The sequence below is a fragment of the Micromonospora sp. CPCC 206171 genome, from assembly GCF_036906755.1.
GTDB classification, from domain to species: domain Bacteria; phylum Actinomycetota; class Actinomycetes; order Mycobacteriales; family Micromonosporaceae; genus Micromonospora; species Micromonospora purpureochromogenes.
In genome coordinates, this window is sequence record NZ_JBAKHT010000011.1 from 22,122 (window position 1) to 43,731 (window position 21,610).

The 21,610-nt window shown below is 75.0% G+C and carries 24 protein-coding genes; 8 read left to right on the forward strand and 16 right to left on the reverse strand.

Features of this window, described 5'->3' with window-relative positions:
* The first annotated feature begins 41 nt into the window (after nt 1-41).
* Nucleotides 42-236 (forward strand): hypothetical protein, encoded by a 195-nt coding sequence (locus tag V6U89_RS15005; RefSeq protein ID WP_334571643.1) that lies wholly within the window; start codon nt 42-44, stop codon nt 234-236.
* A gap of 148 nt (nt 237-384) precedes the next feature.
* On the opposite strand, the gene V6U89_RS15010 is transcribed toward V6U89_RS15005, so the two are convergent.
* The 7 genes from V6U89_RS15010 to V6U89_RS15040 form a co-directional block, all read right to left on the reverse strand.
* Nucleotides 385-588: a cold-shock protein gene (locus V6U89_RS15010; protein WP_007075740.1), complete on the reverse strand. Its 204-nt coding sequence runs from the start codon at nt 586-588 to the stop codon at nt 385-387.
* Between the two features lie 290 nt (nt 589-878).
* The gene (locus tag V6U89_RS15015; protein WP_154938246.1) at nt 879-1,151 is read right to left on the reverse strand and encodes a DUF4235 domain-containing protein; all 273 of its coding nucleotides are present in this window, start codon (nt 1,149-1,151) and stop codon (nt 879-881) included.
* Nucleotides 1,148-1,489, reverse strand: coding sequence for a DUF3618 domain-containing protein (locus V6U89_RS15020; RefSeq protein ID WP_334571644.1), 342 nt, complete (start codon nt 1,487-1,489; stop codon nt 1,148-1,150). The genes V6U89_RS15015 and V6U89_RS15020 overlap by 4 nt, the downstream gene beginning before the upstream one ends.
* The gene (locus tag V6U89_RS15025) at nt 1,486-1,920 is read right to left on the reverse strand and encodes a phage holin family protein (RefSeq protein WP_334571645.1); all 435 of its coding nucleotides are present in this window, start codon (nt 1,918-1,920) and stop codon (nt 1,486-1,488) included. Before V6U89_RS15025 ends, V6U89_RS15020 begins: the two co-directional genes overlap by 4 nt.
* A 185-nt stretch (nt 1,921-2,105) precedes the next feature.
* Nucleotides 2,106-3,302 carry a mechanosensitive ion channel family protein gene (locus V6U89_RS15030; protein WP_334571647.1) on the reverse strand — a complete coding sequence of 399 codons (1,197 nt, stop codon included), beginning with the start codon at nt 3,300-3,302 and terminating at the stop codon, nt 2,106-2,108.
* A gap of 68 nt (nt 3,303-3,370) precedes the next feature.
* Entirely contained in the window at nt 3,371-4,192 is an 822-nt protein-coding gene (locus V6U89_RS15035; RefSeq protein ID WP_334571648.1) for a DUF1206 domain-containing protein, read from the reverse strand.
* A 62-nt stretch (nt 4,193-4,254) separates the two neighbouring features.
* Nucleotides 4,255-4,620 (reverse strand): hypothetical protein, encoded by a 366-nt coding sequence (locus tag V6U89_RS15040; RefSeq protein WP_334571649.1) that lies wholly within the window; start codon nt 4,618-4,620, stop codon nt 4,255-4,257.
* A gap of 84 nt (nt 4,621-4,704) precedes the next feature.
* Here V6U89_RS15040 and V6U89_RS15045 point away from each other — a divergent pair, with 84 nt between their 5' ends.
* Both V6U89_RS15045 and V6U89_RS15050 read left to right on the forward strand, forming a co-directional pair.
* The gene (locus tag V6U89_RS15045; protein ID WP_334571650.1) at nt 4,705-5,931 is read left to right on the forward strand and encodes a cysteine desulfurase-like protein; all 1,227 of its coding nucleotides are present in this window, start codon (nt 4,705-4,707) and stop codon (nt 5,929-5,931) included.
* Nucleotides 5,928-6,215: a GNAT family N-acetyltransferase gene (locus tag V6U89_RS15050; RefSeq protein ID WP_179804228.1), complete on the forward strand. Its 288-nt coding sequence runs from the start codon at nt 5,928-5,930 to the stop codon at nt 6,213-6,215. The genes V6U89_RS15045 and V6U89_RS15050 overlap by 4 nt, the downstream gene beginning before the upstream one ends.
* Before the next feature lie 61 nt (nt 6,216-6,276).
* Here the strand turns inward: V6U89_RS15050 and V6U89_RS15055 are convergent, their stop codons facing one another.
* Nucleotides 6,277-7,761, reverse strand: coding sequence for a glycoside hydrolase family 3 protein (locus tag V6U89_RS15055; RefSeq protein ID WP_334571652.1), 1,485 nt, complete (start codon nt 7,759-7,761; stop codon nt 6,277-6,279).
* Nucleotides 7,762-7,902: 141 nt separating this feature from the next.
* On the opposite strand from V6U89_RS15055, the gene V6U89_RS15060 reads away from it, so the two are divergent.
* The 5 genes from V6U89_RS15060 to V6U89_RS15080 all read left to right on the forward strand — a co-directional run bounded on the left by V6U89_RS15060 (nt 7,903) and on the right by V6U89_RS15080 (nt 12,682).
* The gene (locus tag V6U89_RS15060) at nt 7,903-8,028 is read left to right on the forward strand and encodes a hypothetical protein (protein WP_255541416.1); all 126 of its coding nucleotides are present in this window, start codon (nt 7,903-7,905) and stop codon (nt 8,026-8,028) included.
* Nucleotides 8,029-8,106: 78 nt separating this feature from the next.
* Nucleotides 8,107-9,057 carry a TIGR03557 family F420-dependent LLM class oxidoreductase gene (locus V6U89_RS15065; RefSeq protein ID WP_334571654.1) on the forward strand — a complete coding sequence of 317 codons (951 nt, stop codon included), beginning with the start codon at nt 8,107-8,109 and terminating at the stop codon, nt 9,055-9,057.
* 280 nt (nt 9,058-9,337) lie between these two features.
* Nucleotides 9,338-10,969 (forward strand): RecQ family ATP-dependent DNA helicase, encoded by a 1,632-nt coding sequence (locus V6U89_RS15070; protein ID WP_334571656.1) that lies wholly within the window; start codon nt 9,338-9,340, stop codon nt 10,967-10,969.
* Nucleotides 10,970-11,019: 50 nt separating this feature from the next.
* The gene (locus V6U89_RS15075; RefSeq protein WP_334571657.1) at nt 11,020-11,523 is read left to right on the forward strand and encodes a hypothetical protein; all 504 of its coding nucleotides are present in this window, start codon (nt 11,020-11,022) and stop codon (nt 11,521-11,523) included.
* 124 nt (nt 11,524-11,647) lie between these two features.
* Nucleotides 11,648-12,682: a helix-turn-helix domain-containing protein gene (locus V6U89_RS15080; protein WP_334571658.1), complete on the forward strand. Its 1,035-nt coding sequence runs from the start codon at nt 11,648-11,650 to the stop codon at nt 12,680-12,682.
* A gap of 198 nt (nt 12,683-12,880) precedes the next feature.
* On the opposite strand, the gene V6U89_RS15085 is transcribed toward V6U89_RS15080, so the two are convergent.
* The 8 genes from V6U89_RS15085 to V6U89_RS15120 are packed head-to-tail and all read right to left on the reverse strand — an operon-like array spanning nt 12,881 to nt 21,569.
* Entirely contained in the window at nt 12,881-13,864 is a 984-nt protein-coding gene (locus V6U89_RS15085; protein WP_334571659.1) for a DNA topoisomerase IB, read from the reverse strand.
* The gene (locus V6U89_RS15090) at nt 13,848-14,789 is read right to left on the reverse strand and encodes a glycosyltransferase family 9 protein (protein ID WP_334571660.1); all 942 of its coding nucleotides are present in this window, start codon (nt 14,787-14,789) and stop codon (nt 13,848-13,850) included. Before V6U89_RS15090 ends, V6U89_RS15085 begins: the two co-directional genes overlap by 17 nt.
* Nucleotides 14,786-15,484 (reverse strand): SDR family oxidoreductase, encoded by a 699-nt coding sequence (locus tag V6U89_RS15095; RefSeq protein ID WP_334571661.1) that lies wholly within the window; start codon nt 15,482-15,484, stop codon nt 14,786-14,788. The genes V6U89_RS15090 and V6U89_RS15095 overlap by 4 nt, the downstream gene beginning before the upstream one ends.
* Nucleotides 15,481-16,977, reverse strand: coding sequence for a PfkB family carbohydrate kinase (locus V6U89_RS15100; protein WP_334571663.1), 1,497 nt, complete (start codon nt 16,975-16,977; stop codon nt 15,481-15,483). Before V6U89_RS15100 ends, V6U89_RS15095 begins: the two co-directional genes overlap by 4 nt.
* An 11-nt stretch (nt 16,978-16,988) precedes the next feature.
* Nucleotides 16,989-17,681, reverse strand: coding sequence for a D-sedoheptulose-7-phosphate isomerase (locus V6U89_RS15105; protein ID WP_334571664.1), 693 nt, complete (start codon nt 17,679-17,681; stop codon nt 16,989-16,991).
* Nucleotides 17,681-18,898, reverse strand: coding sequence for a glycosyltransferase (locus V6U89_RS15110; RefSeq protein ID WP_334571665.1), 1,218 nt, complete (start codon nt 18,896-18,898; stop codon nt 17,681-17,683). Before V6U89_RS15110 ends, V6U89_RS15105 begins: the two co-directional genes overlap by 1 nt.
* Nucleotides 18,883-19,857 (reverse strand): glycosyltransferase, encoded by a 975-nt coding sequence (locus tag V6U89_RS15115; protein ID WP_334571666.1) that lies wholly within the window; start codon nt 19,855-19,857, stop codon nt 18,883-18,885. The genes V6U89_RS15110 and V6U89_RS15115 overlap by 16 nt, the downstream gene beginning before the upstream one ends.
* Nucleotides 19,854-21,569, reverse strand: coding sequence for an HAD-IIIA family hydrolase (locus V6U89_RS15120; protein WP_334571667.1), 1,716 nt, complete (start codon nt 21,567-21,569; stop codon nt 19,854-19,856). The genes V6U89_RS15115 and V6U89_RS15120 overlap by 4 nt, the downstream gene beginning before the upstream one ends.
* Nucleotides 21,570-21,610 lie beyond the last annotated feature (41 nt).

The window sequence follows — 21,610 nt, forward strand, 5'->3', positions numbered from 1 at the left end:
GACCGGAGGCCGGGACCACCGGTGCGGGTGAGGAGGAACCGATGAGGGGCTGGCTGACGCTCACCCTCGGGCTGCTGGCCGTGGTGGTCGGAGCGGTGTGGACGGTGCAGGGCCTCGGGTACGTCGGCGGCAGCGTGATGACCGACCAGCGGATCTGGGCGGTGGTCGGCCCGGTGGTGATCCTGATCGGACTCGTGGTGCTCTGGTGGGGCCTGAAGGCCCGCCGCCGCACCTGACCGACCCGCGCGGCGGACGCCCGACGGGCGCGGTGGGCAGGCACCGGGCCCGGACACGCGGAAAGCCCCGCATCCCTGCAGGACACGGGGCTTCTCGTCGATCCGGGGGGCCGGATCACCCGGGCCGGCGGCTGCCGACCGGCACTGGTCAGATGGGGCGGACCTGCTCGGCCTGCGGACCCTTCTGACCCTGGGCGATCTCGAACTCCACCCGCTGGTTCTCCTCCAGCGTGCGGTAGCCGCTGGTCTGGATGGCCGAGAAGTGGACGAACACGTCAGCACCCCCGCCGTCGACGGTGATGAAGCCGAAGCCCTTGTCAGCGTTGAACCACTTCACGGTTCCCTGCGCCATGTGTATCTCCTTCTAAAACTGGCGGCCGAGCACGCCGTGCGGCCGATTGGCCGTTTTCGAGCAGCGGCGCCTGAGTCGGCCCCCACGAAGGAGGACTTCTCTCAACCCACGCCATCTCGCAACAGCGGGGACCAGCAAACCACGTACGCAAAAACTCTGCACAGCCTACCGGACCGAAATTCTCCGACATGTGACCTGACGGATGCCGAAGATCGCTGGGCGGGTGCCCGCAGCCGTGCGAAAGGCCCCCCACCCGTCGATGCGGAAGGGGGGCCTTCGACCTCTGCGGCTCAGTCCGGCCAGCGGCCGGTCAGCCGTCGTACGCCGACCGCGCCGCCGCGGTCCACAGCGGCCCGGACGACGGCGAAGATGGCGCCCTGCAACGCCGCCGCGGCCAGGATCTCGCCCCAGCCGCGGTCCTCGTCGGTCGCGCTTGGGGCCTCGCCGTCGCCGGCCGTCATCGTCCAGACCTGCCGGAAGATCGCCCCGGCGACCGTACCGGCGGCCAGCCCGAGCATCACCCCGACGGGCTTGTACGCGGCCCTGCCGATGCCCCTGCTCATCTACGCCTCCCCCGGACGATCAGCAGCACGACCATCGCCGCCACGGCGCCGGCCGCCACCGTCGCCCACGGCATCGGATTGCGCCGGACCACCGCACCCTTCTCCGACGCCTGTGCCCGCGCCACGTCCGCCTTCTGCGCCGCCTGCCCGCGCACCCGGGCGACGGTCTGCGCGGCCTGCTCGCGCATCCGCTCCTTCGCCTGGCCGGCGGACTCCCGCAGCCGGGCCTTCACGTCGGCCCTGGCGGCCAACAACTCCATCGTCTCGCCCAACTCCACCCGGGTACGCCGGATCTCCTCGCGGAGCGCCTCGGCGTCGCCGGTCCCGTTGCCCGTCATGCCCGTCCCCTGTCCTTCACCGCGGCGGTGACGACGTCCACGTCCGCCCGGAGGCTCTGCACCGTCGACGCCGGTACCGGGGGGACCGCCTGGCTGACCTGCTTCTTGCCCACCAGGGCGAGCACCCCGGCGACCAGGAAGAGCAGCACCGCCACGATCAGGGCGGCCAGCCACGCCGGCATGACCAGGTCCAGCAGCAGCACCGCGGTGACGACCAGCGCGCCCAGCCCGTAGAAGGCCAGCGCCCCACCCCCGCCGAAGAGACCGATTCCGATCCCGGCGTGCTTGCCCTTCCGGGTCAACTCCGCCCGGGCCAGCGCCAACTCGTCCCGTACGAGGCGGGAGACCTGCTCCGTGGCCCGCTGCACCAGTTCGGCGGTGGACGGCTCGGTCCCGGTCCGGGACGTCTGTTGGTTAGCGACGTCAGCCATGCTGTCCTCCTTTCATCATCACCGCGCTGTATGCCCGGAGTCGCCGCCCGTCAATCCTGCGCGCAGTGACCAACCACATCTGACCGCAGGTGGACCCGCAGCGTCCGGCGAAACGCGGAAGCCGTTACGAGGAAGCACCCGCCGACGGCGCGCGGGCCGGTCGGCGGGTGCGGTGGAGGGGTGGCTCAGCGGCGGGCGTCGGCGTGCTCCTCGGGGCCGACGAAGGCCTCGCTGCGGGCGTCGCCGTCGTGGCTGCCGCCGAAGACGCGGGCGTCGTCCGGCACCTCCGGCTCCTGCAGCCGGCGCACCGGCCGGCGGGGCTGCGCCCACTGCCAGGGCAGGGCGCCGGAGGCGTCGCCGATCTCGGTGCGGGACCGGGGCAGGGCCGTGGGGCGGTGGTCCCGGATCCAGCCGACCAGGTGCTCGCGGACCAGGCAGCGCAGGTCCCAGAGGCTGCCCGCGTCGGCGGCGCTGACCAGCGCCCGGACGGTGATCGCGCCGCCGGTCGCGTCGGTCACCTGGAGCACGCAGACCCGGCCGTCCCACAGCTCGGTGCTCTCCACCAGGCGGCGCAGTTCCTCGCGCATCGCCTGCACCGGGATCGCCCAGTCCACCTCGAACTCGGCGGTGCCGAGGACGGCGGCCTCGGTGCGGGTCCAGTTCTGGAACGGCTTGCTGGTGAAGTACGAGGTGGGCAGGATCAGCCGGCGGTCGTCCCAGATCTGCACCACCACGTAGCTCAGGGTCAGCTCCTCGACCCGGCCCCACTCCCCCTCGACCACGACCACGTCGTCGAGGCGTACCGCGTCGCTGAAGGCGAGCTGGAGGCCGGCGATGACGTTGCCGAGCAGGCTCTGGGCGGCCAGCGCGGCGACCACACCCACCACCCCGGCGGAGGTGAGCACGCCGGCGCCGATGCCGCGTACGGCGGGGAAGGTCATCAGCATCACGCCCACCGTCAGCACCACGATCACCGCGACGGTCAGCCGGCGCAGCAGCACCACCTGGGTGCGGACCCGGCGGGCGTGGCGGTTGTTCGGCACGTCCACCCGGAACCGGGCCAGGGCGGCGTCCTCGATCGCGACCAGCAGCGCGGCGACCAGCCAGGCCACGGCGGCGACCACGGCCAGCACCAGGGCGTGCAGCACCACCTGCCGCCAGGGCGTGCCGACGGCGTACCCGGTGGTGAACCGGACCGCGAACTGGACGGCGAGGACGGTGCCGGCCACCCGGAACGGGCGGTGCGCGTGCTCGGTGAGCTCGGTCATCAGCAGCGAGCCCCGGCCGAACCGCCGGATCACCCGGTGCACCACCTCGACCAGCAACAGGGCGATCGCCGCCGCGGCAGCCGCGGCGGCGATCGTCTCCAGGTAGTCCTGCACGCTCTCTCCCTCCGGCCGGACTTCGGGCAAAGGCCCTATGGTGCCCGGTGGTTCCGGAATCGACCAGCTCAGACCCTGCGGTACCGGGACTGGAGGAAGCAGAACGTGCCGAAGGCGGCGATGCCGAGGGCGACCAGCACCAGCAGCGCCTGGCCGTAGGACTGGTCGCGCAGGGTGCGCAGCGCGGCGTCCAGGCCGCGGGCCTTCTCCGGGTCGTACTTCACCGCCGCGACGACGATCAGCACGCCGGCGATGCCGTACGCGATGCCCTTGGCCACGTAGCCGGCGATGCCGAGCCGGCGGGCCAGGGTGTGGGCCTTCGGGCTCATCTCGCCGGTCTTGAGGTGCTTCTCGAAGCGCTTGACCAGGCCGTAGATCACCAGACCGACGCCGATCGCGGCGAGCACCAGCCCGGCCAGGCCGACCACCAGCCGGCCGCCGCCGGAGGTCATCAGCTTGCCGGTGAGCGCCTCCTGCTGGTCGGCACTGTTGGAGCCGGCGTCCTTGAAGACCTTGAAGGCGGTCCAGGCGAAGTAGAGGTAGACGATCGTCCGGCCGGCGGAGGCGAGCCGCTCCCAGACGCGCTCTTTGCCCTGCTCGACGCGGTGCCCGACGGCCGCTTCCAGGCCCTGCCAGATGGCCATGGCCAGCAGGCCGACCGCGATCAGGACGACCAGCGTCTTGCCCAGGGGCTGGGCGGCGATGGTTCGCAGCGCACCGGACTGGTCGCCGTTCTCACCGGGCTTGCCGAAGGCGATCTGCAGGGCGAGCCAGGCGAACAGCAGGTGCACGACCCCGTAGCCGATGAAACCGGCCCGGGCGAGGAGTTCCAGCCAGCGGCTGTCCGCGGTGCGGGCGGCGGTGGCTTCGGCGTTCCGGGTGAGAGACATGGCGCCACAATCTCCGAATGCGAAGATCGCCAAACGTGACGCGGCGCCGGCCGCAGGCGCCGTCAGCTGCTGGTGTTGCGCGCCACGCGGATCTTGACCTGCTGGTCGGTGACGCTGTCCAGGGTGACCGCGAAGCCGCCCACCTCGGTGGCCTGCTGGCCGACGGTGAGGGAGAGCTGCTCGCCGGCGACCTCGACGGTGACCTGGTCGCCCTGGGCCCCGATCAGCTTCGCCTCGACGCCGAGGATGTTCGCCTTGGCGTCGACGCCCCGGTCGAAGGTGACCGTGCAGGCGTCCAGGCCGCAGTCGGTGTCGGCCCCCTCGGAGCTGCAGCCGGTCAGCACGGCCACGCCGAGGGCCAGGCCGGCGAGGAGGCCGGCAACGCGCCGGGTGGGGGTGAGTGGGGAGGTAGCGGATCGCGTCGTCACGCGACCAAGGGTACGAGACGGCGGCGAGACGGCCCCGCCCGCGTGATCATCCGGCGCCCCGGGGCCGCGCGTTAGGGTCCGGTCATGCCGTTCGACCTCGCCCGGACCCGGGCCGCCTACCCCGCCCTGACCGAGGGTTTCGCCCACTTCGACGGTGCCGGCGGCACCCAGACCCCGCAGTCGGTGATCGACGCGGTCAGCGGGGCGATGGGCACCGCGCTCGGCAACCGCACCCCCGCCTTCGGGCCCGGCCGCCGGTCGCTGGAGCTGGTCGACGCCGCCCGCGCCGCGGTGGCCGACCTGCTCGGCGCGGCGCCGCGCGGGGTGGTGCTCGGGCCGAGCGCGACCGCGCTGACGTACACCCTGGCCCGGACCCTGGGCGAGACCTGGCGGCCGGGTGACGAGGTGGTGGTCTCCCGGCTGGACCACGACGCGAACGTGCGGCCCTGGGTGCAGGCGGCCCTGGCGGCCGGCGCGACCGTGCGCTGGGCGGAGTTCGACCCGGCCACCGGTGAGCTGCCCGCCGGCCAGTACGCCGAGCTGGTCGGCGAGCGGACCCGGCTGGTCGCGGTGACCGCCGGCAGCAACGCCGTCGGCACGATGCCGGACGTGGCGGCGATCGCCAAGACCGCGCACGCGGCCGGGGCGCTGGTGTGCGTCGACGGGGTGCACTCGGTGCCGCACGGCCCGACCGATCTCGCCTCGACCGGCGCGGACTTCCTGGTCACCAGCGCCTACAAGTGGTCCGGCCCGCACCTGGCCGCGATGGTGGCCGACCCGGCCCGCTGGGAGTCGCTGCGCCCGGCCAAGCTGATCCCCTCCTCCGACGCGGTGCCGGACCGGTTCGAGGCCGGCACCCCGAGCTTCCCGCTGCTGGCCGGGGTGGCCGCCGCGGTGGCCCACCTGGCCGGGCTGGACCCGACCGCCACCGGCGACCGGCGGGAGCGGGTCCGGGCCGGGCTGGCCGCCGCCCAGGCGTACGAGGAGACGCTCTTCGACCGGCTGCTGGCCGGGCTGGCCGACAACCCCGCGGTGACCGTGTACGGGGCCGCCGCGCGGCGCTGCCCGACGGTGTCGTTCCGGCTGGCCGGCTGGTCGCCGGCGGGGCTGGCGGCGGCGCTGGGCGAGGCGCGGCTCTGCCTCTCCTCCGGCGACTACTACGCCTACGAGTACTTCCGGACGATGGGGCTGCGGGAGACCGGCGGCGCGGTCCGGGCCAGCGTCTACCACTACAACACGGCCGACGAGGTGGACCGGTTGCTCAGCGAACTGCACACCCTGGCCCGGCGGCGGGAGACAATGGGCCGGTGAGCTTCCTGGTCGAGGAGAATCCCGCCAAGCACCGCTTCGAGATCCTGGTCGACGACGCGCTGGCCGGCTTCACGGCGTACCTGCCGCGCGGCGAGGTGCGGATCTTCACCCACACCGAGGTGCGCCCGGAGTTCCAGGACATGGGGGTCGGCGCCGCACTGGTCCGGGCCACCCTGGACCAGGTGCGCGAGCAGGGCGGCCGGTTGGTGCCGCAGTGCCCGTTCGTGCGGGCGTACATCGAGCGGCACCCCGAGTACGCCGACCTGGTCTTCGAGCCGGCCTGACCGGTATCGGGACCCGCCGCACCAGGCGATGATCGTCGCGCGGTGCGGCGGGGTGGAGTGGTCAGCGGGGACCGGCGAGCAGCTCCGCAACCGCCTGCGCGCCGGCCCGGGTGGCGCCGTGGGTGGCGACGTGCACCCGGCCGACGACCAGTTCGGGCACGCCCAGCTCGACCACGACCGCGTCCGGCCGGGCGGCGAGGGCCCGCTCGACGGCGGACCGCATCCAGTCGTGCCGGTGCAGGTCGCGGACGACCAGCACGACCGGCCGGCCGTCGGCCCCGGCCGTCGGGTCTGCCGGCACCTCGACCTCGGCGAACCGGGCGGTGGTGGTGCCGGGTCGCAGCGCGGCCAGCGGGGCGGCGATGCCCCAGGGGGTCTCCGGGCCGATGGCGATGTTGCGCGGCGGGGAGAACTCCACCACGTGGGCGGCGGCGACCAGCGGCAGGGCGGCGGTGGCGCCGCTGACCCGCACCGCCCGGCGCGCGGCGGCCAGGCCGACCGGCGAACCGTCGTGGACCGGCACGCCCTGCGCCGGACGGTCGGCGCGGGCGGCCACCGTCCAGGCGGCGAGCTGACCGACCCGCTTGGCCGCCTCGGCGAGCCGTTCCTCGGGCAGTTCCCCGGCCACGACAGCGGCGACGATGGCGTCGCGCAGGTGGCGGGCGGCGTCCTCGTCGGCCCGTTCCCCGCCGACGCAGACCGCGTCGGCCCCGGCGGCCAGGGCGCGCACGGCGGCGCCGGCGAAGCCGTACCGGTCGGTGACCGCCCGCATCTCCACCGCGTCGGTGATCACCACGCCGGAGAAGCCCAGCTCCTCGCGGAGCAGGTCGCCGAGGATGCGGGGGCTGAGGGTGGCGGGCAGTTCCTCGTCGAGGGCGGGCACGAGCAGGTGCCCGGTCATCACGGCCTGCACCCCGGCCGCCACGGCGGCCCGGAACGGGACCAGCTCGCCGGCGTCGAGACGGGCCCGGCTGGCCCCGATGCGGGGCAGGTCGTGGTGCGAGTCGACCCGGGTGTCGCCGTGGCCGGGGAAGTGCTTGGCGCAGGCGGCGACGCCGGCGGACTGGAGGCCGCGTACCCAGGCGGCGGTGTGCCGGGCGACCAGCTGTGGGTCGGCGCCGAAGGACCGGACGCCGATCACCGGGTTGGCCGGGTTGTTGTTGACGTCGGCGTCCGGGGCGTAGTTGAGGGTGACGCCGAGCGCGGCGAGGTCGGCGCCGAGGTCCCGGGCCACCTCCTCGGTCAGCGCCGGGTCGTCGACCGCCCCGAGGGCGAAGTTGCCGGGGCGGGAGCTGCCCAGCGCCGACTCGATCCGGGTGACGTCGCCGGCCTCCTCGTCGATGGCGACCAGCACGTCCGGGCGTTCGGCGCGCAGGGTCGCGGTGAGCGCGGCGAGCTGGCCGGGGTCGACGACGTTGCGGGCGAACAGGACCACCGAGCCGAGCCCCTCGCCGAGCCAGCGGCAGACCCACCCGGGCGGGGTGGTGCCGACGAAACCGGGCTGTAGGACGGCGGCCGCCAGGCCCGCCAGGTTGCGCTCGCTCATGCGGCCCCCGTACCCCCGTGTGGTCTTCCGACGGCCGGTCGCCGTCGCGGTGCTGCCATGGTCACACCGGGCAACGAAATAGTCAATAAACCTTACTGTTACGGGCTGGCGCCCTCGGGGACGGCGTGCGACAGTGCGGAAATGGATCTGCTGCCGCTCGCCGACGCCACCTCGCCGGCCGACGTCCCCGGCGTGCGCCTGCTCGGCGTGGTGGTCGGCGGCCTTCTGCTGCTCGCCGCCATCCGGGCCATGTTCGGCCGCCGCTGACTGATCCCCCGACTCCGGGGTAGGGCATCTCCTGGTCGGCCCGGCGCGACCGGCGTCGGGCGACGGCGAGGGGGAAAGATGAAGATCGGTTACTTCCTGTCCAGTGAGGAGTTCGCCCCGGCGGAGCTGCTGGAGCAGGCGCGCGGCGCCGAACGGGCCGGGTTCGAGGCGCTGTGGATCTCGGACCACTACCACCCGTGGGTGGACGCGCAGGGGCAGAGCCCCTTCGTCTGGTCGACCATCGGCGCGCTCAGCCAGGTCTGCTCGCTGCCCGTCACCACCGCGGTGACCTGCCCGACCGTCCGCATCCACCCGGCGGTGCTCGCCCAGGCCGCGGCCACCAGCGCGGTCCTGCACTCGGGGCGCTTCGTGCTCGGCGTCGGCTCCGGCGAGGCGCTCAACGAGCACATCCTCGGCGACGCCTGGCCGCAGACCGACGTCCGGCTGGAGATGCTGGCAGAGGCGGTCGAGGTGATGCGCGCGCTGTGGCGCGGCGAGTTCGTCAACCACCACGGCAAGCACTACACCGTCGAGCACGCCCGGATCTACACCCTGCCCGACGCGCCCCCGCCGGTCTACGTCTCCGGCTTCGGCCCCAAGGCGATCGACCTGGCCGCCCGGATCGGCGACGGCTACATCAGCGTCATGCCCGACGCCGACATGGTCCGCCGGTTCCGGGAGAGCGGCGGCGGCGACAAGCCCTGCCAGGCCGGCTTCAAGGCGGCGTACGCCGACAGCGAGGAGGAGGGCGCGCGGCTGGCGTACGAGAAGTGGCCGAACGCCGGGCTGCCCGGCGAGCTGTCCCAGGTGCTGCCCTCCCCGCGCCACTTCGAGCAGGCCGCCCAACTGGTCAAGCCGGAGATGTTGAAGGAGTCGTTCGTCTGCGGCAACAGCGCCGACGCGCACCTGCAGATGATCGACCAGTACGCCAAGGCCGGCTTCGACGAGGTCTACGTGGCCAACACCGGCCCGCACACCCAGGGCCTGTTCGACCTCTACCAGCGCGCGGTGCTGCCCCGCCTGCGCTGACAGCCTGGCCTGGCCAGCGGCGTTTCGCGGCTCGTCGCGCCCACGGACGGTGCCCGGCGCCCGGCCCGACACCCCGACGAGCGTGATACCTCAGAGTCATCGTGATACCCGTCGGGTATCACGCTCAAGACGGGACGGGCCCGCGCAGCAGGCCGCCGGGCAGCGCCGGAGCCTGCGGCGGTGTCCCGGCGGGTGGCCCGCGCGGCGTTGCGGCTCTCCCGACCGATCAGCCGGTGTCAGCGGTTTCGGCGCTGATCTCCTCGGGTACCTCCGGCCCTCGATGAAGCTGTCCATGCACTCGACGACGTTGCGCCGCGCGGCGCGGAGCCTCTTCGGCTGGACCGCGCTGCGGCCCAACCAACTCGCCGCCATGCGCGCGGTGATGAAACGACGCGACGCCCTGGTGGTCCTGCCCACCGGCGCCGGCAAGTCGGCGATCTACCAGATCCCGGCCAGCCTGATCCCCGGACCGACGGTGGTGATCTCCCCGCTGCTGGCGCTGCAGCAGGACCAGATCGCCGCCCTCAACGAACGGCAGCGCCCCGAACTGCGGGCGGTACGGATCAGCTCCGACGAGTCCCCGGCCCAACAGGCCCAGGCGATCGAGGAGATCCGCGACGGCCGGGCCGAGTTCCTCTTCATCACCCCGGAGCAGCTCAGCAACCCCGACCGGATGGCCGAGGTCAGGGCGCTGAAGCCGGCACTGGTGGCGATCGACGAGGCGCACTGCATCTCGGCCTGGGGGCACGACTTCCGCCCCGACTACCTGGCACTGGGCCACCTGATCGAGGGCATCGGCCGGCCGCCGGTGGTGGCCCTGACCGCCACCGCCTCACCCCCGGTGCGCGACGACATCATCGCCCGGCTGCGGCTGCGCGACCCGGAGGTGGTGGTCTCCGGACTGGACCGGCCCAACCTCTTCCTGGAGGTCGCGCACTGCCCCACCGACGACTACCGGTGGCGGCGGCTGGTGGCGCTGCTGCGCGACGACCAGCGCCCCGGCATCATCTACGTGCCGACCCGGCGGGCCGCCGAGGAGCTGGCCCAGCGGTTGACCGACGCCGGCTTCCCGTCGCAGTACTACCACGGCGGGATGGCCACCGGCGCCCGGCACGAGCTGCACGATGCGTTCCTCGCCGACCAGGTGCCGATCATGGTGGCGACCTCGGCGTTCGGCATGGGCATCGACAAGCCGAACATCGCCTGGGTGGTGCACATGGCGCTGCCCGACTCGCCGGACAGCTACTTCCAGGAGATCGGTCGCGCCGGCCGGGACGGCGCGCCGGCCCGGGTGCTGCTGCTCTGGCGCGCCGAGGACGTCGGGCTGCAACGCTACTTCAGCGGCGGACTGCCGGACTCCACCGAGCTGCGCGACCTGGCCGCGCTGCTGCGCAAGGAGGCCCGGACCAAGAAGGAGCTGCGCGAGGTGACCGGACTGGGTCCGCGCAAGCTCGGCCAGTACCTGTCCCTGCTGGAGCAGATCGGCGCCGCCGAGCCGCGGGCCCGGCAGAAGATCGGCGCCCCCCGCTACTCCCCCAGGCCGGTGGAGGCCGCCGCCGCGGCGCTGGCCGAGGCGGAGCGGCAGCAGACCGTGACCAGGTCCCGCACCGACATGATGCGCGCCTTCGCCGAGACCACCGCCTGCCGGGGCCAGACGCTGCTGGCGTACTTCGGCGAGCAGATGTCGGAGGTCTGCGGGCACTGCGACAACTGCCACGCCGGCACCAGCGTCGCCGACGACGGCGCGGTCGGGCCGTTCCCGGTGCACAGCCAGGTGCGCCACCCCGAGTGGGGGGCGGGACTGGTGCTCAACTACGAGGAGGACCGGATGACGGTGCTCTTCGACGAGGTCGGCTACAAGACGCTGTCCGTGCCCGTGGTGTCGGAGCAGGGCCTGCTGACGCAGGACTAGCCTGACCGGGGCACCGGGCACAGACGCAACGAAACGAGAGGGGCTCAGTCGTGATCGAACAGCCGGCGTACACCGGGTTCGGGTTCTCCGACGAGGAGTGGGGGCTGCTGGTCGGCCTGCCGCAGGCGGTCCTGACCGCGGCCAGCGCCGCGGAGCACGACGGCGGCCGGCGCACCCGCGCGGAGAACGCCGCCGGGCTGGAGACCATCTCCGCCGGCCGCGAGTCGGCCAACCCGCTGGTCGCGGCGGTCGCCGGGGAGATCGTGTCCCGGGTGGGCGACCCGGAGGCCGGCGAGGAACTGCCGGTCATCGAGCCGGCCGACCCGCAGGCCCTGATCGACGACGTGCTGGCCCGGGCCGGCCAGGCGTCGGCGCTGCTGGCCGCCAGGGTGGACGAGGGCGAGGCCGGGGCGTACAAGCACTGGTTGGTGGAGATCGCCGAGCAGGTGGTCGGCGCCGCCCCCACCGGCGGCCTCCTCGGCCTCGGCGGCGACCAGGTCAGCGACTCGGAGCGGCGCTTCCGCGACCGGCTCTCGCACGTGCTCAACGACTGATCGGCCCCGCCTCGGATCCGCGCGCCCACCCGGTCGCGCGGATCCGTCGTCTCCGCGCTCTTCCGCCGGCCGAGCCGTCATCGACAATGGGCGGGACACACGCGGAACCACGGAGGCGGGCAAGATGCTGGACCGGAACGTCATCGACACGGAGGCGCTGCCGCCGCGCGAGCGGTTCGGGATGTGGCTGGACCTCGTCGCCCGCACCGCGTCGCCACTGCGGATGCGGTCCGCGCACGCCGACGACTTCGCCGCCCGCGCCGAGATCATCCCCCTCGGCCCGATCCAGCTGGTGAACTACCGCTACCCCTCACTGGACGCCGTGCGGACCGCCAAGCTGGCCCGGCAGACCGAGGTGGACTACTTCCTGCTCGCCCTGACCACCACCGGCACCGGCTCGTCCGGGCAGGCCGGCCGGCAGAGCGTGATCGGGCCGAGGGAGTTCACCTTCTACGACGGGTCACGCCCCCACCAGGTCAGCCACGAGGGCGCGCAGGGCGGACAGCAGCACGCCAGCTCCGTGGTGGCCCTGATCCCGTACGGCGCGCTGCCGCTGCCCCCCGACCGGCTGGCTCCCCTGCTCGCCGGCCGGATGTCCGGCACCGAGGGGGTGGGCGCCCTGCTGGCCCAGTACCTGGTGCAGATCGCCGGTCATCCGGAGCAGTACCACGCGGCGGACGCCGACCGGCTCGGCACGACCGCGCTCGACCTGATCGCCACCATGCTCGGCCGGCACCTGGTCGCCGAGGACGCGGTGCCCCGGGAGGTACGCCGTCGGGCGCTGCTCGCGCAGGTGCGCGGCTACATCCAGCGGCACCTGGGTGACGCCACGCTGAGCCCGCAGACGATCGCCGACGCGCACCACGTCTCCGTCCGGACCCTGCACCGGCTCTTCGAGGCGGAGGAGACCACGGTGGCGTCGTACGTGCGCGACCTGCGCCTGGACCGGTGCCGCCGTGACCTCGCCGACCCGGCGCAGGCGCACCGGGCGATCCAGGCCGTCGCCGCCCGCTGGGGCTTCGGCGACAAGGCGGTCTTCAGCCGTGCCTTCCGCGCCGCCTACGGCGAGACCCCGCAGGGGTACCGCGCGGCCCGGCGGGAACAGGCACGGATCGTCAACGACGCGGCATCCGTCGTCAACTCGACGTCGACATACTGAATCCGGATCGGCGGTCGGCAGGCCCGTGCCGGCCACCGGTAACGGGGGACCGTGGTGGCGCCCGTGACCTCCTTGTCACGGGCGGCCGCCCCGGTACCGCACGGACCGCCCGCCACCCGGCCACCCGGCCACCCGGCCACCCGGCCACACCGATTCCGGCCCCGTCGCTCTTCCCCCCAGGACCGACGACGGGGCCGGTCAGGCGTCCTCCAGCAACTCCAGGACCGTCCGCTCGGCCTCCGGCTTCGGGGTGTCCGGCCGGACCGGCGCCACCACCCCGTCGTGGTAGAGGTCGACCACCCGCGGGTCCACGTAGGACGTCCGGGCCACCGTGGGGGTGTTGCCCAGCAGCTCGGCGACCTCCTTCATCACCCCGGCGACCGCCTTCTTCCGGGCGGTGGCGGACCGCTGCACGCCCACGGTGGCCAGCTCGGTCGCCGCGAGCACCGTCGCGTGCCAGGTGCGGAAGTCCTTGGCGGTCATCTCGCCGCCGCTGGCGTCGCGCAGGTACTCGTTGACCTCGTCGCTGCGTACGTCGCGCCACTGCCGCCCGTCCCAGTAGCCGAAGAGACGGTCCTCCGACCGCCGCCGTCGGCGCAGGTTGGTCAGCACCTGGCACAGCTCCGTGTCCTCGATCCGGCGGACCTGCTCGATGCCGCCCTTGGCGGGGAACTCGAAGACCACGCATCCGCCCCGGGAGCGGGCGTGCTCGGGGCGCAGGGTGGAGACCCCGAAGGTGGCGTCCTCGCCGACCGCGTACTGGTCGTTGCCGACCCGGAACATCCCCATGTCGAGCAGCCGGGCGACGGTGGCCAGCACCCGGTCCCGGTTCAGGCCCCGCCGGCCCAGGTCGTCGGCGATCCGCGCGCGCAGCACCGGCAACCGGTGCGCGACCTCCAGCACGTGGTCGAACTTCGCCTCGTCGCGCCTGCGCCGCCACTCCGGGTGGTAGAGGTACTGCTTGCGGCCGGCCGCGTCGACGCCGGTCGCCTGGATGTGCCCGTTTGGGTACGGCGAGATCCAGACGTCCTGCCAGGCGGGCGGGATGACCAGCTCGCGCAGCCGGGACAGTTCCTCGGGGTCGCGGACCGGCTCGCCGCGGGGGTCGAGGAACACCCAGCCCTTGCCGGCCCGACGGCGCCCGTACCCCGCCCGGCCCGGATCACTACGCCGCAGTCGCACCGGAGACCCGCACCGCCTCTTCGGCCTCTTCCACGGCGGCCAGCACCCGGTCCACGGGCAGGGCCGCCAACGTCGGCTGGCTTCCTACCCCGGGCCGGTCGGGCCAATCCCGTGCGCCGATCCACAGCACCCGGTGCCGGGGCCGGTCCCGCGGCGGACCCCACTCGGCCGGCGGGACCGGGCCGAAGAGCAGCACGGACGGGGTGGCGTAGGCGGTGGCGAGGTGGCCGACGCCGGTGTCGCCGCTGACCAGCAGGCGGGCGTGGGCGACCAGCGCGGCCAGCTCGCCCAGGTCGGTCCGGCCGGCCAGGACGGCGGGGTCGGGCAGCCCCGCCCCGGCGGCCACCCGGTGCGCCAGCTCCCGCTCGTCGGCCGAGCCGGTCACCACCACCCGGTGGCCGCGCTCGGCGAGGACCCGGGCCAGCGCGGCGAAGCGCGCCGCCGGCCAGCGCTTCTCGGGGATCTTGCTGCCCGGGTGGACGACGGTGACCCCGGTCGGCGTCCGGTCCGCCGCCGGCCGGCGCAGCGCGAGGTCGCCGGCGTCGGCGGGGATGCCGTACCAGGCCAGCAGGCGGCACCAGCGGTGCACCTCGTGCTCACCGGCGCGCCATCGCGGGCCGTCCGGGTGGCCGGCCTCCGGGCAGCGGAACGCCAGCAGCCGGCCCGCGCCGGCCAGCATCCGGTGCGAGTCGGGCCCGCGCCCGTGCAGGTTGACCGCGACGGGCGGGGGCGGCCACGGCGGGGCGCCCAGGCCGTCGGTGGGCAGCAGCCGGTCGACGCCGCCGACCAGGTCGACCAGCGGCCCGAGCCAGGCCGGCGCCGCCAGCGCCAGCTCCCGGTCGGGGTACGCGGCCCGCAGCGCGCGCAGCGCCGGTACGGCTGTGGCCAGGTCGCCCACGCCGAGGGCGCGGAGCACGAGGATCACGGGTACGAGGTCTCCTGCTCGGCGCAGACCACCATCTCGCGTATCGCGCAGCCGGGCGGCTGGGAGAGGGCGAACATCACCGCGGCGGCGGTGTCGCCCGGCGCGTTGAGCTTGGCGTCCGGGCCGGGCCGGTACTGCGGGTCGCGCTCGTCGAAGAAGGCGGTGCGCATCCCGCCGGGGATCAGCAGGGTCACGTTCACCCGGCCGGCGAGTTCGGCGGCGAGCGCGCGGGTGAAGCCGACCACCCCGAACTTGGCCGCGCAGTACGCGGTGGCGTCGCTGACCGCCTTCACCCCGAGGGTGGAGGCCACCGTGACGATCCCGCCCCGGGACGCTTCCAGGTACGGCAGCGCCGCGCGGACCACCGCCACCGTGCCGAGCAGATCGACCGCGACGATCCGCTCCCAGGTCTCCCGGGGCACGTCGGCGAGCTTGCCGGGCACGTCCATCCCGGCCGCGGTGACCACCGCGTCGAGTCCGCCGGAGCGCTCGGCCAACTCCCGGGTGGCCTCCTCGGCGGACCGGGTGTCGGCCAGGTCGCACTCGACCCAGGGCACCCCGTCACCGGGGCGCTGCCGGTCCAGCACCAGCGGCCGCCCGCCGGCCCGGGCCACCGCGGTGACCACCGCCGCGCCGAGCCCGCTCGATCCGCCGGTGACCAGGACGGTCGGGCCGGCACCCGGTGCACTGCTCATCGCGCTCCCTCCGCCGTCGGACGCTGCGCACCGGCTGCCCTGACGGCGCCGGTGGGTGCGGCCCGGTACGCACCGGGGCGCTCGCCGCGGGCCGCCGCGATCATGTCGGTGGTGGAGCGTCCGTCCAGGTAGGGCACCACCACCGAGTGCCCGCCCCAGCGGCGCAGCGCCTCGGCCTCCGGCAGGCTCGCCGGGTCGCCGCCGCCGGTGGCGTAGTCGCCGCCCTTGACCCAGATGTCCGGGCGCAGCCAGCTCAGCACCGCGTCCGGCGTGGACTCGTCGAAGACCAGCACCGCGTCGACGCAGCTCAGCGCCGCGAGCAGCCGGCTGCGGTCGCCCTGCGGCACGACCGGGCGCTCCGGCCCCTTCAGCCCGGCGACGCTGGCGTCGGAGTTGAGGCAGACGATCAGGCAGTCGCCGAGCTGCCGGGCGGCCTGCAGGGTCGCCACGTGCCCGGCGTGCAGCAGGTCGAAGCAGCCACCGGTGGCGACCACGGTGCCGCCGGCGGCGCGTACCTCGGCCACCACCGCGCCGGCCGCGGCGGCCCCGATCCGCTCCCCACCGCCGCCCAGCGGCGCCGGCGCGGCGGCGCGGACCTCGGGCGGCAGCGCGGCCGCCACTCCCCCGCCGGCCACGTACGCCGACGCCTCCGCCACCGCCTCCTGCACCGCCTCGGAGACCAGCGCGCCCCGGGCCAGCGCGAGGCTGGCCGCCGAGGCGAACCGGTCCCCGGCCCCGCAGGTGTCCCCCTCGGCGTTGACCGGGGCGGCGACCACCAGCGGGGTGGCGCCGGCGTGACAGAGCAACGCGCCGTCACCGCCCAGCGTCACCGCCACCGCGCCGGCCCGCCACCGCTCACGCAGCCCCTGCGCGCCCCGGGAGGCGGTGGCCAGCCGGGACGAGCCCGGCGGTACCTCGGTCAGGTCGCGTACCTCCGCCTCGTTCGGGGTGGCCAGGGTGACCCCGGGCACCGCCGCCGGTCCGCGCGGGTGCGGGTCCCAGACCACCGGCGCGCGGGTCGCGGCGAGCGCCGCGCGCAGCGCGGGCTGCCGGGCGACGCCCCGGCCGTAGTCGCTGACCAGCACGGCGGACGCCTCGGCGATCAGCCGGAGCACCGCCTCGCTCGGCGGCCCGGGATCGGCGGCCGACCCACCCCGGTCGTGGCGCAGCAGCACCCGGCCGCGGGCCCGCAGCCGGATCTTCTCCGCGGTGGCGCCGGGCAGCGGCAGCGCGTACACCTGCACGCCGGCGGCGCTGAGCAGGCAGCTGAGCCGGGCGCCGCCGGCGTCGTCGGCGAGCGCCGTCACCAGCGCCACCTCGCCGGCGCCCTGGGTGGCGGCGAAGACCGCGGCCAGGCCGGCGCCGCCGGGGCGGTCGGCGTACGTCGTCTCGTCGAGCACCGGTACGGGCGAGTCGGGGCAGAGCCGGTTCACCACGCCCTCGACGTCGCGGTCCAGCAGGGTGTCACCGATGACCACCAGGGGTCCCCGCACGGCCGGCCTCCTCATCCCGCCTCCACCCGCCGGTCGCCGCCGTCGAGCACCACCTCGACGCCGGTGCGCACCGGCGCGGTGGGCCGCTCGACGGTGGCCGGGCCGGCCGTCCCGGCCACCGCCAGCGCCGCCGGCAGGGCCCGGTCGACGTACTCGCAGAGCACGTGGGTGGAGACCAGGTGCAGCTCCTGCACCACCTGGCTCTCCGGCGAGGCGATGGCGAGCGTCTCGTGGCAGGCGTCGGCGAGCGGGTTGGGCGCCGGTCCGGTGAACGCCCAGCAGCGCAGCCCGACCTCCCGGCCGGCCCCGGCGGCGGCCAGCAGGTTGGCGCTGGCGCCGCTGGTGGACATCAGCAGCAGGATGTCGTTCTCCCGGCCGTGCGCGCGGACCTGGCGGGCGAAGACCTCGTCGTAGCCGTAGTCGTTGCCGATCGCGGTCATCGCGGAGGTCTCCGCGTGCAGCGCGATCGCCGACAGCGGCTGCCGGTCGTCGCGGAGCTTGCCGACCAGTTCGGCGGTGAGGTGCTGGGCCTCGGCCGCGCTGCCGCCGTTGCCGGCGACCAGCAGCCGGCCCCCACCGGCCAGCGTGGCGGCCAACTCGGTGCCCCAGCGGGCGAGCTGCTGCTCGGAGGACCGGTACGGCAGCAGCGCCTCGGCCAGCAGGGTCAGGTGCGCCTCCAGCAGCCCTTCGGTGGCCGTGGTCATCAGGCGACCACCCGGGTCGGCCGGCGCACGGCGGCCACCTCGCCGTACAGCTCGGCCAGCCGCTCGGCGGTGGTCGACCAGGAGTAGCTGCGCCGGGCCCGTTGCAGCGCCGCGGTGGCGTACCCGAAGCGGCGGATCCGGTCGTCGAGCAGGCGCTGGATCGCCGTGCCCAGGGCCTGCGGGTCCCGGGCCGGGACCAGGTCTCCGGTCACCCCGTCGACCACGGTGTCCTTGATCCCGCCCACGGCGGTGCCGACCACGGGCACGCCGCAGGCCATCGCCTCCAGCGGGGTGAGCCCGAACGGCTCGTACCAGGGGGCGGCGACCAGCACGTCGGCGGAGCGGTACCAGCGTCCCATCTCCTCCCGGGGCACCGCGCCGACCAGCTTGACCCGGTCGGCCACCCCGCAGGTGGTGGCGAGGGCGCGCAGCCGGCGGGCGTACGGGTCGGTCTCCAGCAGGCCGGCCGGCGGGCCGCCCACGACCACGCACTCGGCGTCGGGCACCAGGGCCATCGCCCGGATCACCGTCTGGAAGCCCTTGCGTTCCACCAGCCGCCCGACGGTGAGGATCCGGGGCCGGTCGGGCTCCCGGTCGGCGGCCGGGCCGAGCGGGGCGAAGCTGGCGAGGTTGACCCCGGACGGCACGACGGTCATCCGCGAGCGCGGGACGCCGAGGCGGACCAGCTCGCCCACCTCGTCCTGGCACTGGGCGACCACCCGGTCGACCGCGCGGCCCAGCTCCCGCTCGTACGCGATCCGCCGCGCCGGGCTGGTGTCCTGCACGCCCTGGTAGCGCCGCTTGACCGTGCCGAGCGCGTGGTACGTCTGCACCACCGGCACCCCGGTCTGCCGGCCGGCGGTCAGCGCGGCGAGCCCGCTCATCCAGAAGTGCGCGTGGATCACCTCGGGCACCCAGTCGCCGCCGCGCCACCGTTCCACCAGCCAGCGGCTGAACTCCTTCATGTGCGGCAGCAGCGCGTCCTTGGCCAACGGCTCGGCCGGGCCGGCCGGCACGTGCACCACGTCGTACCCGTCCGGGGCGCGGACGGTGACCGGCAGGTCGACCGCGTCGCGTCGGGTGTAGACCCGGACGTCGTGCCCGGCGGCCGCCAGCGCGGCGGAGAGCTCCGCGACGTGGGTGTTCTGCCCACCGGCATCCTCACCGCCCAGGATGGCGAGCGGGCTGGCGTGCTCGGAGATCATCGCGATGCGCATACTTCCTCCTCCAGCAGGCGGTCCCAGTCGGCGAGGAAACGGTCCAGGCCGTAGCGGGCCCGGGCGGCGGTGCGCGCCTCGGCACCGGCGCGGCGGGCCTCGGCGGGTTGCGTGACGAACCGCCCCGCCGCCTCCAGCAGCGCCTCCACCCGGGTGGAGAGGGCGCCGGCCCCGGGCGGCACGGCCTCGACGGCCTCGGTGGTGGCCAGCGCGACGACCGGCATGCCCATCGTCATGGCCTCGATCAGGCTCAGCCCCAGCGACGTCCACCGGCACAGGTGCAGGTACGCCCGCCGCCGCGCCAGCTCGGCGTGCATCCGGTGCTGCGGCACGTCGTCGTGGCTGGCCAGCCGGTCGGCGGGGAGGCCGAGGTGTTCCGCGAGCCCGGCGACCTTCATGCCGAACACGTCCAGCGGGGCGATCTCGGCGAAGCGGGACAGCAGGTCGGTGCCGGTGACCCGCCAGCGGCGTACCGGCTCGTTGATGACGACGGCGAGCCGGTCCAGTTCGCCGGTCCACCGCACCGCCGGCGGGACCACCCCGTGCTCGACCACTGTGGTGCGGGTGCCGCCGTTGTCCCAGAACAGTTCGTTGAAGTGGGTGACGTGGGTGAGCAGCAGGTCGTCCCGGTCCGCCATCGGGTGGCGGGTGTTGGGCACGTCCCCCTTCGGGGTGTTGTGCTCGACGTAGATCGCCGGCAGGTCCCGGCCGGCCCGCCGACCCAGCCAGTCGCAGGCCAGGTCCATCTCCTCGGGCCGTTGCAGCAGCACCACGTCGACCTCCTCCCGGCGCAACTGCTGCGGCGTGACCTCCACCGCGCTGTCCGGCCAGGCATAGGTGCGGGCCCGACCCAGCCCGTACGGGCCGCGGTCGGGGGTGACCGGCACCAGGTAGCGGTGCTTGCCGTGCACGAACGAGGTGGTCCAGGAGCCATGCACGTGCCACACCAGGATGTTCATCGGGCGCTCCCGCCGCCGGCGATCACCGGATCGATGCCGACGGTGGCCGGCGCCGCGCCGGGCGGGGGCGCGTCGGCGGGTACCCCGAGCAGGCGTACCGCCGCCAGGACGTGGCCTGGCTCGACGTTGGACAGGCAGGGGTGGCCGGGCACCGGGCAGCGGGTGGCCCGGGTGTCCCGGCAGGGCGCGGCGGCGTCGCCCAGGCGCACGGTCGGCACCCGGTACGGCCCCCACTGTCCGAACGGGACGGTGGGGGCGAAGAGGCTCACCACCGGCACGCCCAGCGCGGCGGCCAGGTGCGCCGGGCCGGTGTTGCCGACCACCAGCGCCCCGGCGTCGGCCAGCACGGCGGCGAGTTCCGCCAGACCGGTCGACCCGCCCAGGTCGACGCCGGTGTCGCCGGCCACCCGGGCGGTCAGCTCCGTCTCGTCCGGGCCGCCGGTGACCGCCACCCGGTGACCGGCCGCGGTGAGCACCCGGACGATCCGGGCGGCCAGGTCGGGTGGGCAGGCCCGGGTCGGCACCGCCGAACCGGGGTGCAGCACCACGTAGCCGGGGCGGCCGAGGCGGGCCGGCGCGGGCGGCAGGCGGTCGGTGCGGATGCGCAGCGCCGGGTCGTCGGCGGCCGGGAGCGGGAAGCCGGCGGCCGCGGCCAGCGCGAGCGCCCGCTCGGGCTCGGGCAGCCCGTCGGGCACCCGGTGCCGGACGTCGAGCAGCGCACCCGGGTAGTCGTCGCTGATCGCGCTGACCCGGGGCACGCCGGCCATCCGCAGCAGCAGCGCGAGCGGGAGCGGTGACTGGTGGAAGGAGGTGAAGACCACCGCCTCGTCGGCGCGCACTGCGGCGAGGCGGTCGGTGAGCCGGCGGATGTCGTCCGGGTCGACCGGGGCGGGGTCGCCGTCGATCCAGGGCAGCGGCCATTCGACGAGTTCGTCGACGCCGGGCAGCAGGGCGGCGGCGTGCCGGCCGCGTGGCCCGTGCAGCAGGACGACCCGGTCGGCGCCGGCGGCGACGGCGCGGACGGCGGGGCCGGTGACCAGCACGTCGCCGGCCGAGTCGCTGCGGACGACCAGCACGGTGCCGGCCCGGCGGGGCGCGCTGGGACGCAGCGCGGCCTGCCGCCGCAGGATCTCCTCGATGGCCGCCGGCAGGTCGCGGGCGACGTGCGGGGCGGCGGCCACCTCCTCGGGCCGGGTGACCGGGGTGGGCACCAGGACGCCGGTGGCGCCGGCGGCGAGCGCGGCGGTCAGGTCCCGGCCGATGTCCCCGACCAGCACGCACCGGGCGGGCGTGGTGCCCAGCGCGGCGGCGGCCCGGTGGACCAGGCCGGGGGCGGGTTTGCGGCAGGCGCAGTCGTCGCCGTCGTCGTGCGGGCAGACCTGCCAGGTGTCGAACGGGCCGAGCAGGGCCTCGATCCGGGCGTGCACCGCCCGCATCTGCGCGGCGGTGAACAACCCCTTGGCCAGCCCGGACTGGTTGGTCACCACGCCGAGGCGCAGGCCGGCCGCGCGCAGCCGGTCCAGCGCCGCCCGCGCGCCCGGCATCGGCCGCACCTTCTCCGGGTCACCGTTGTACGGCACGTCCTCGACCAGGGTGCCGTCCCGGTCCAGCAGCACCGCGTCGAACAGGACCGGCCGGATCACGGCCCGGTCGACGGCCGGGTCGACCCGGCCTGACCTGCGCTGATCCGGCTCCCTCTGGTCCCGTCGCACGGGCGGCGGGTTCCCGGAGCCCCGGGGAGTAAACATCATCT

What these genes read in the sequence shown, in the direction of transcription:
- V6U89_RS15005 (WP_334571643.1), top strand. Translation starts at nt 42, where the DNA reads ATGAGGGGCTGGCTGACGCTCACCCTCGGGCTGCTGGCCGTGGTGGTC.
- V6U89_RS15010 (WP_007075740.1), bottom strand. Translation starts at nt 588, where the DNA reads ATGGCGCAGGGAACCGTGAAGTGGTTCAACGCTGACAAGGGCTTCGGC.
- V6U89_RS15015 (WP_154938246.1), bottom strand. Translation starts at nt 1,151, where the DNA reads ATGAGCAGGGGCATCGGCAGGGCCGCGTACAAGCCCGTCGGGGTGATG.
- V6U89_RS15020 (WP_334571644.1), bottom strand. Translation starts at nt 1,489, where the DNA reads ATGACGGGCAACGGGACCGGCGACGCCGAGGCGCTCCGCGAGGAGATC.
- V6U89_RS15025 (WP_334571645.1), bottom strand. Translation starts at nt 1,920, where the DNA reads ATGGCTGACGTCGCTAACCAACAGACGTCCCGGACCGGGACCGAGCCG.
- V6U89_RS15035 (WP_334571648.1), bottom strand. Translation starts at nt 4,192, where the DNA reads ATGTCTCTCACCCGGAACGCCGAAGCCACCGCCGCCCGCACCGCGGAC.
- V6U89_RS15045 (WP_334571650.1), top strand. Translation starts at nt 4,705, where the DNA reads ATGCCGTTCGACCTCGCCCGGACCCGGGCCGCCTACCCCGCCCTGACC.
- V6U89_RS15055 (WP_334571652.1), bottom strand. Translation starts at nt 7,761, where the DNA reads ATGAGCGAGCGCAACCTGGCGGGCCTGGCGGCCGCCGTCCTACAGCCC.
- V6U89_RS15060 (WP_255541416.1), top strand. Translation starts at nt 7,903, where the DNA reads ATGGATCTGCTGCCGCTCGCCGACGCCACCTCGCCGGCCGACGTCCCC.
- V6U89_RS15065 (WP_334571654.1), top strand. Translation starts at nt 8,107, where the DNA reads ATGAAGATCGGTTACTTCCTGTCCAGTGAGGAGTTCGCCCCGGCGGAG.
- V6U89_RS15070 (WP_334571656.1), top strand. Translation starts at nt 9,338, where the DNA reads ATGAAGCTGTCCATGCACTCGACGACGTTGCGCCGCGCGGCGCGGAGC.
- V6U89_RS15080 (WP_334571658.1), top strand. Translation starts at nt 11,648, where the DNA reads ATGCTGGACCGGAACGTCATCGACACGGAGGCGCTGCCGCCGCGCGAG.
- V6U89_RS15095 (WP_334571661.1), bottom strand. Translation starts at nt 15,484, where the DNA reads ATGAGCAGTGCACCGGGTGCCGGCCCGACCGTCCTGGTCACCGGCGGA.
- V6U89_RS15105 (WP_334571664.1), bottom strand. Translation starts at nt 17,681, where the DNA reads ATGACCACGGCCACCGAAGGGCTGCTGGAGGCGCACCTGACCCTGCTG.
- V6U89_RS15110 (WP_334571665.1), bottom strand. Translation starts at nt 18,898, where the DNA reads ATGCGCATCGCGATGATCTCCGAGCACGCCAGCCCGCTCGCCATCCTG.
- V6U89_RS15115 (WP_334571666.1), bottom strand. Translation starts at nt 19,857, where the DNA reads ATGAACATCCTGGTGTGGCACGTGCATGGCTCCTGGACCACCTCGTTC.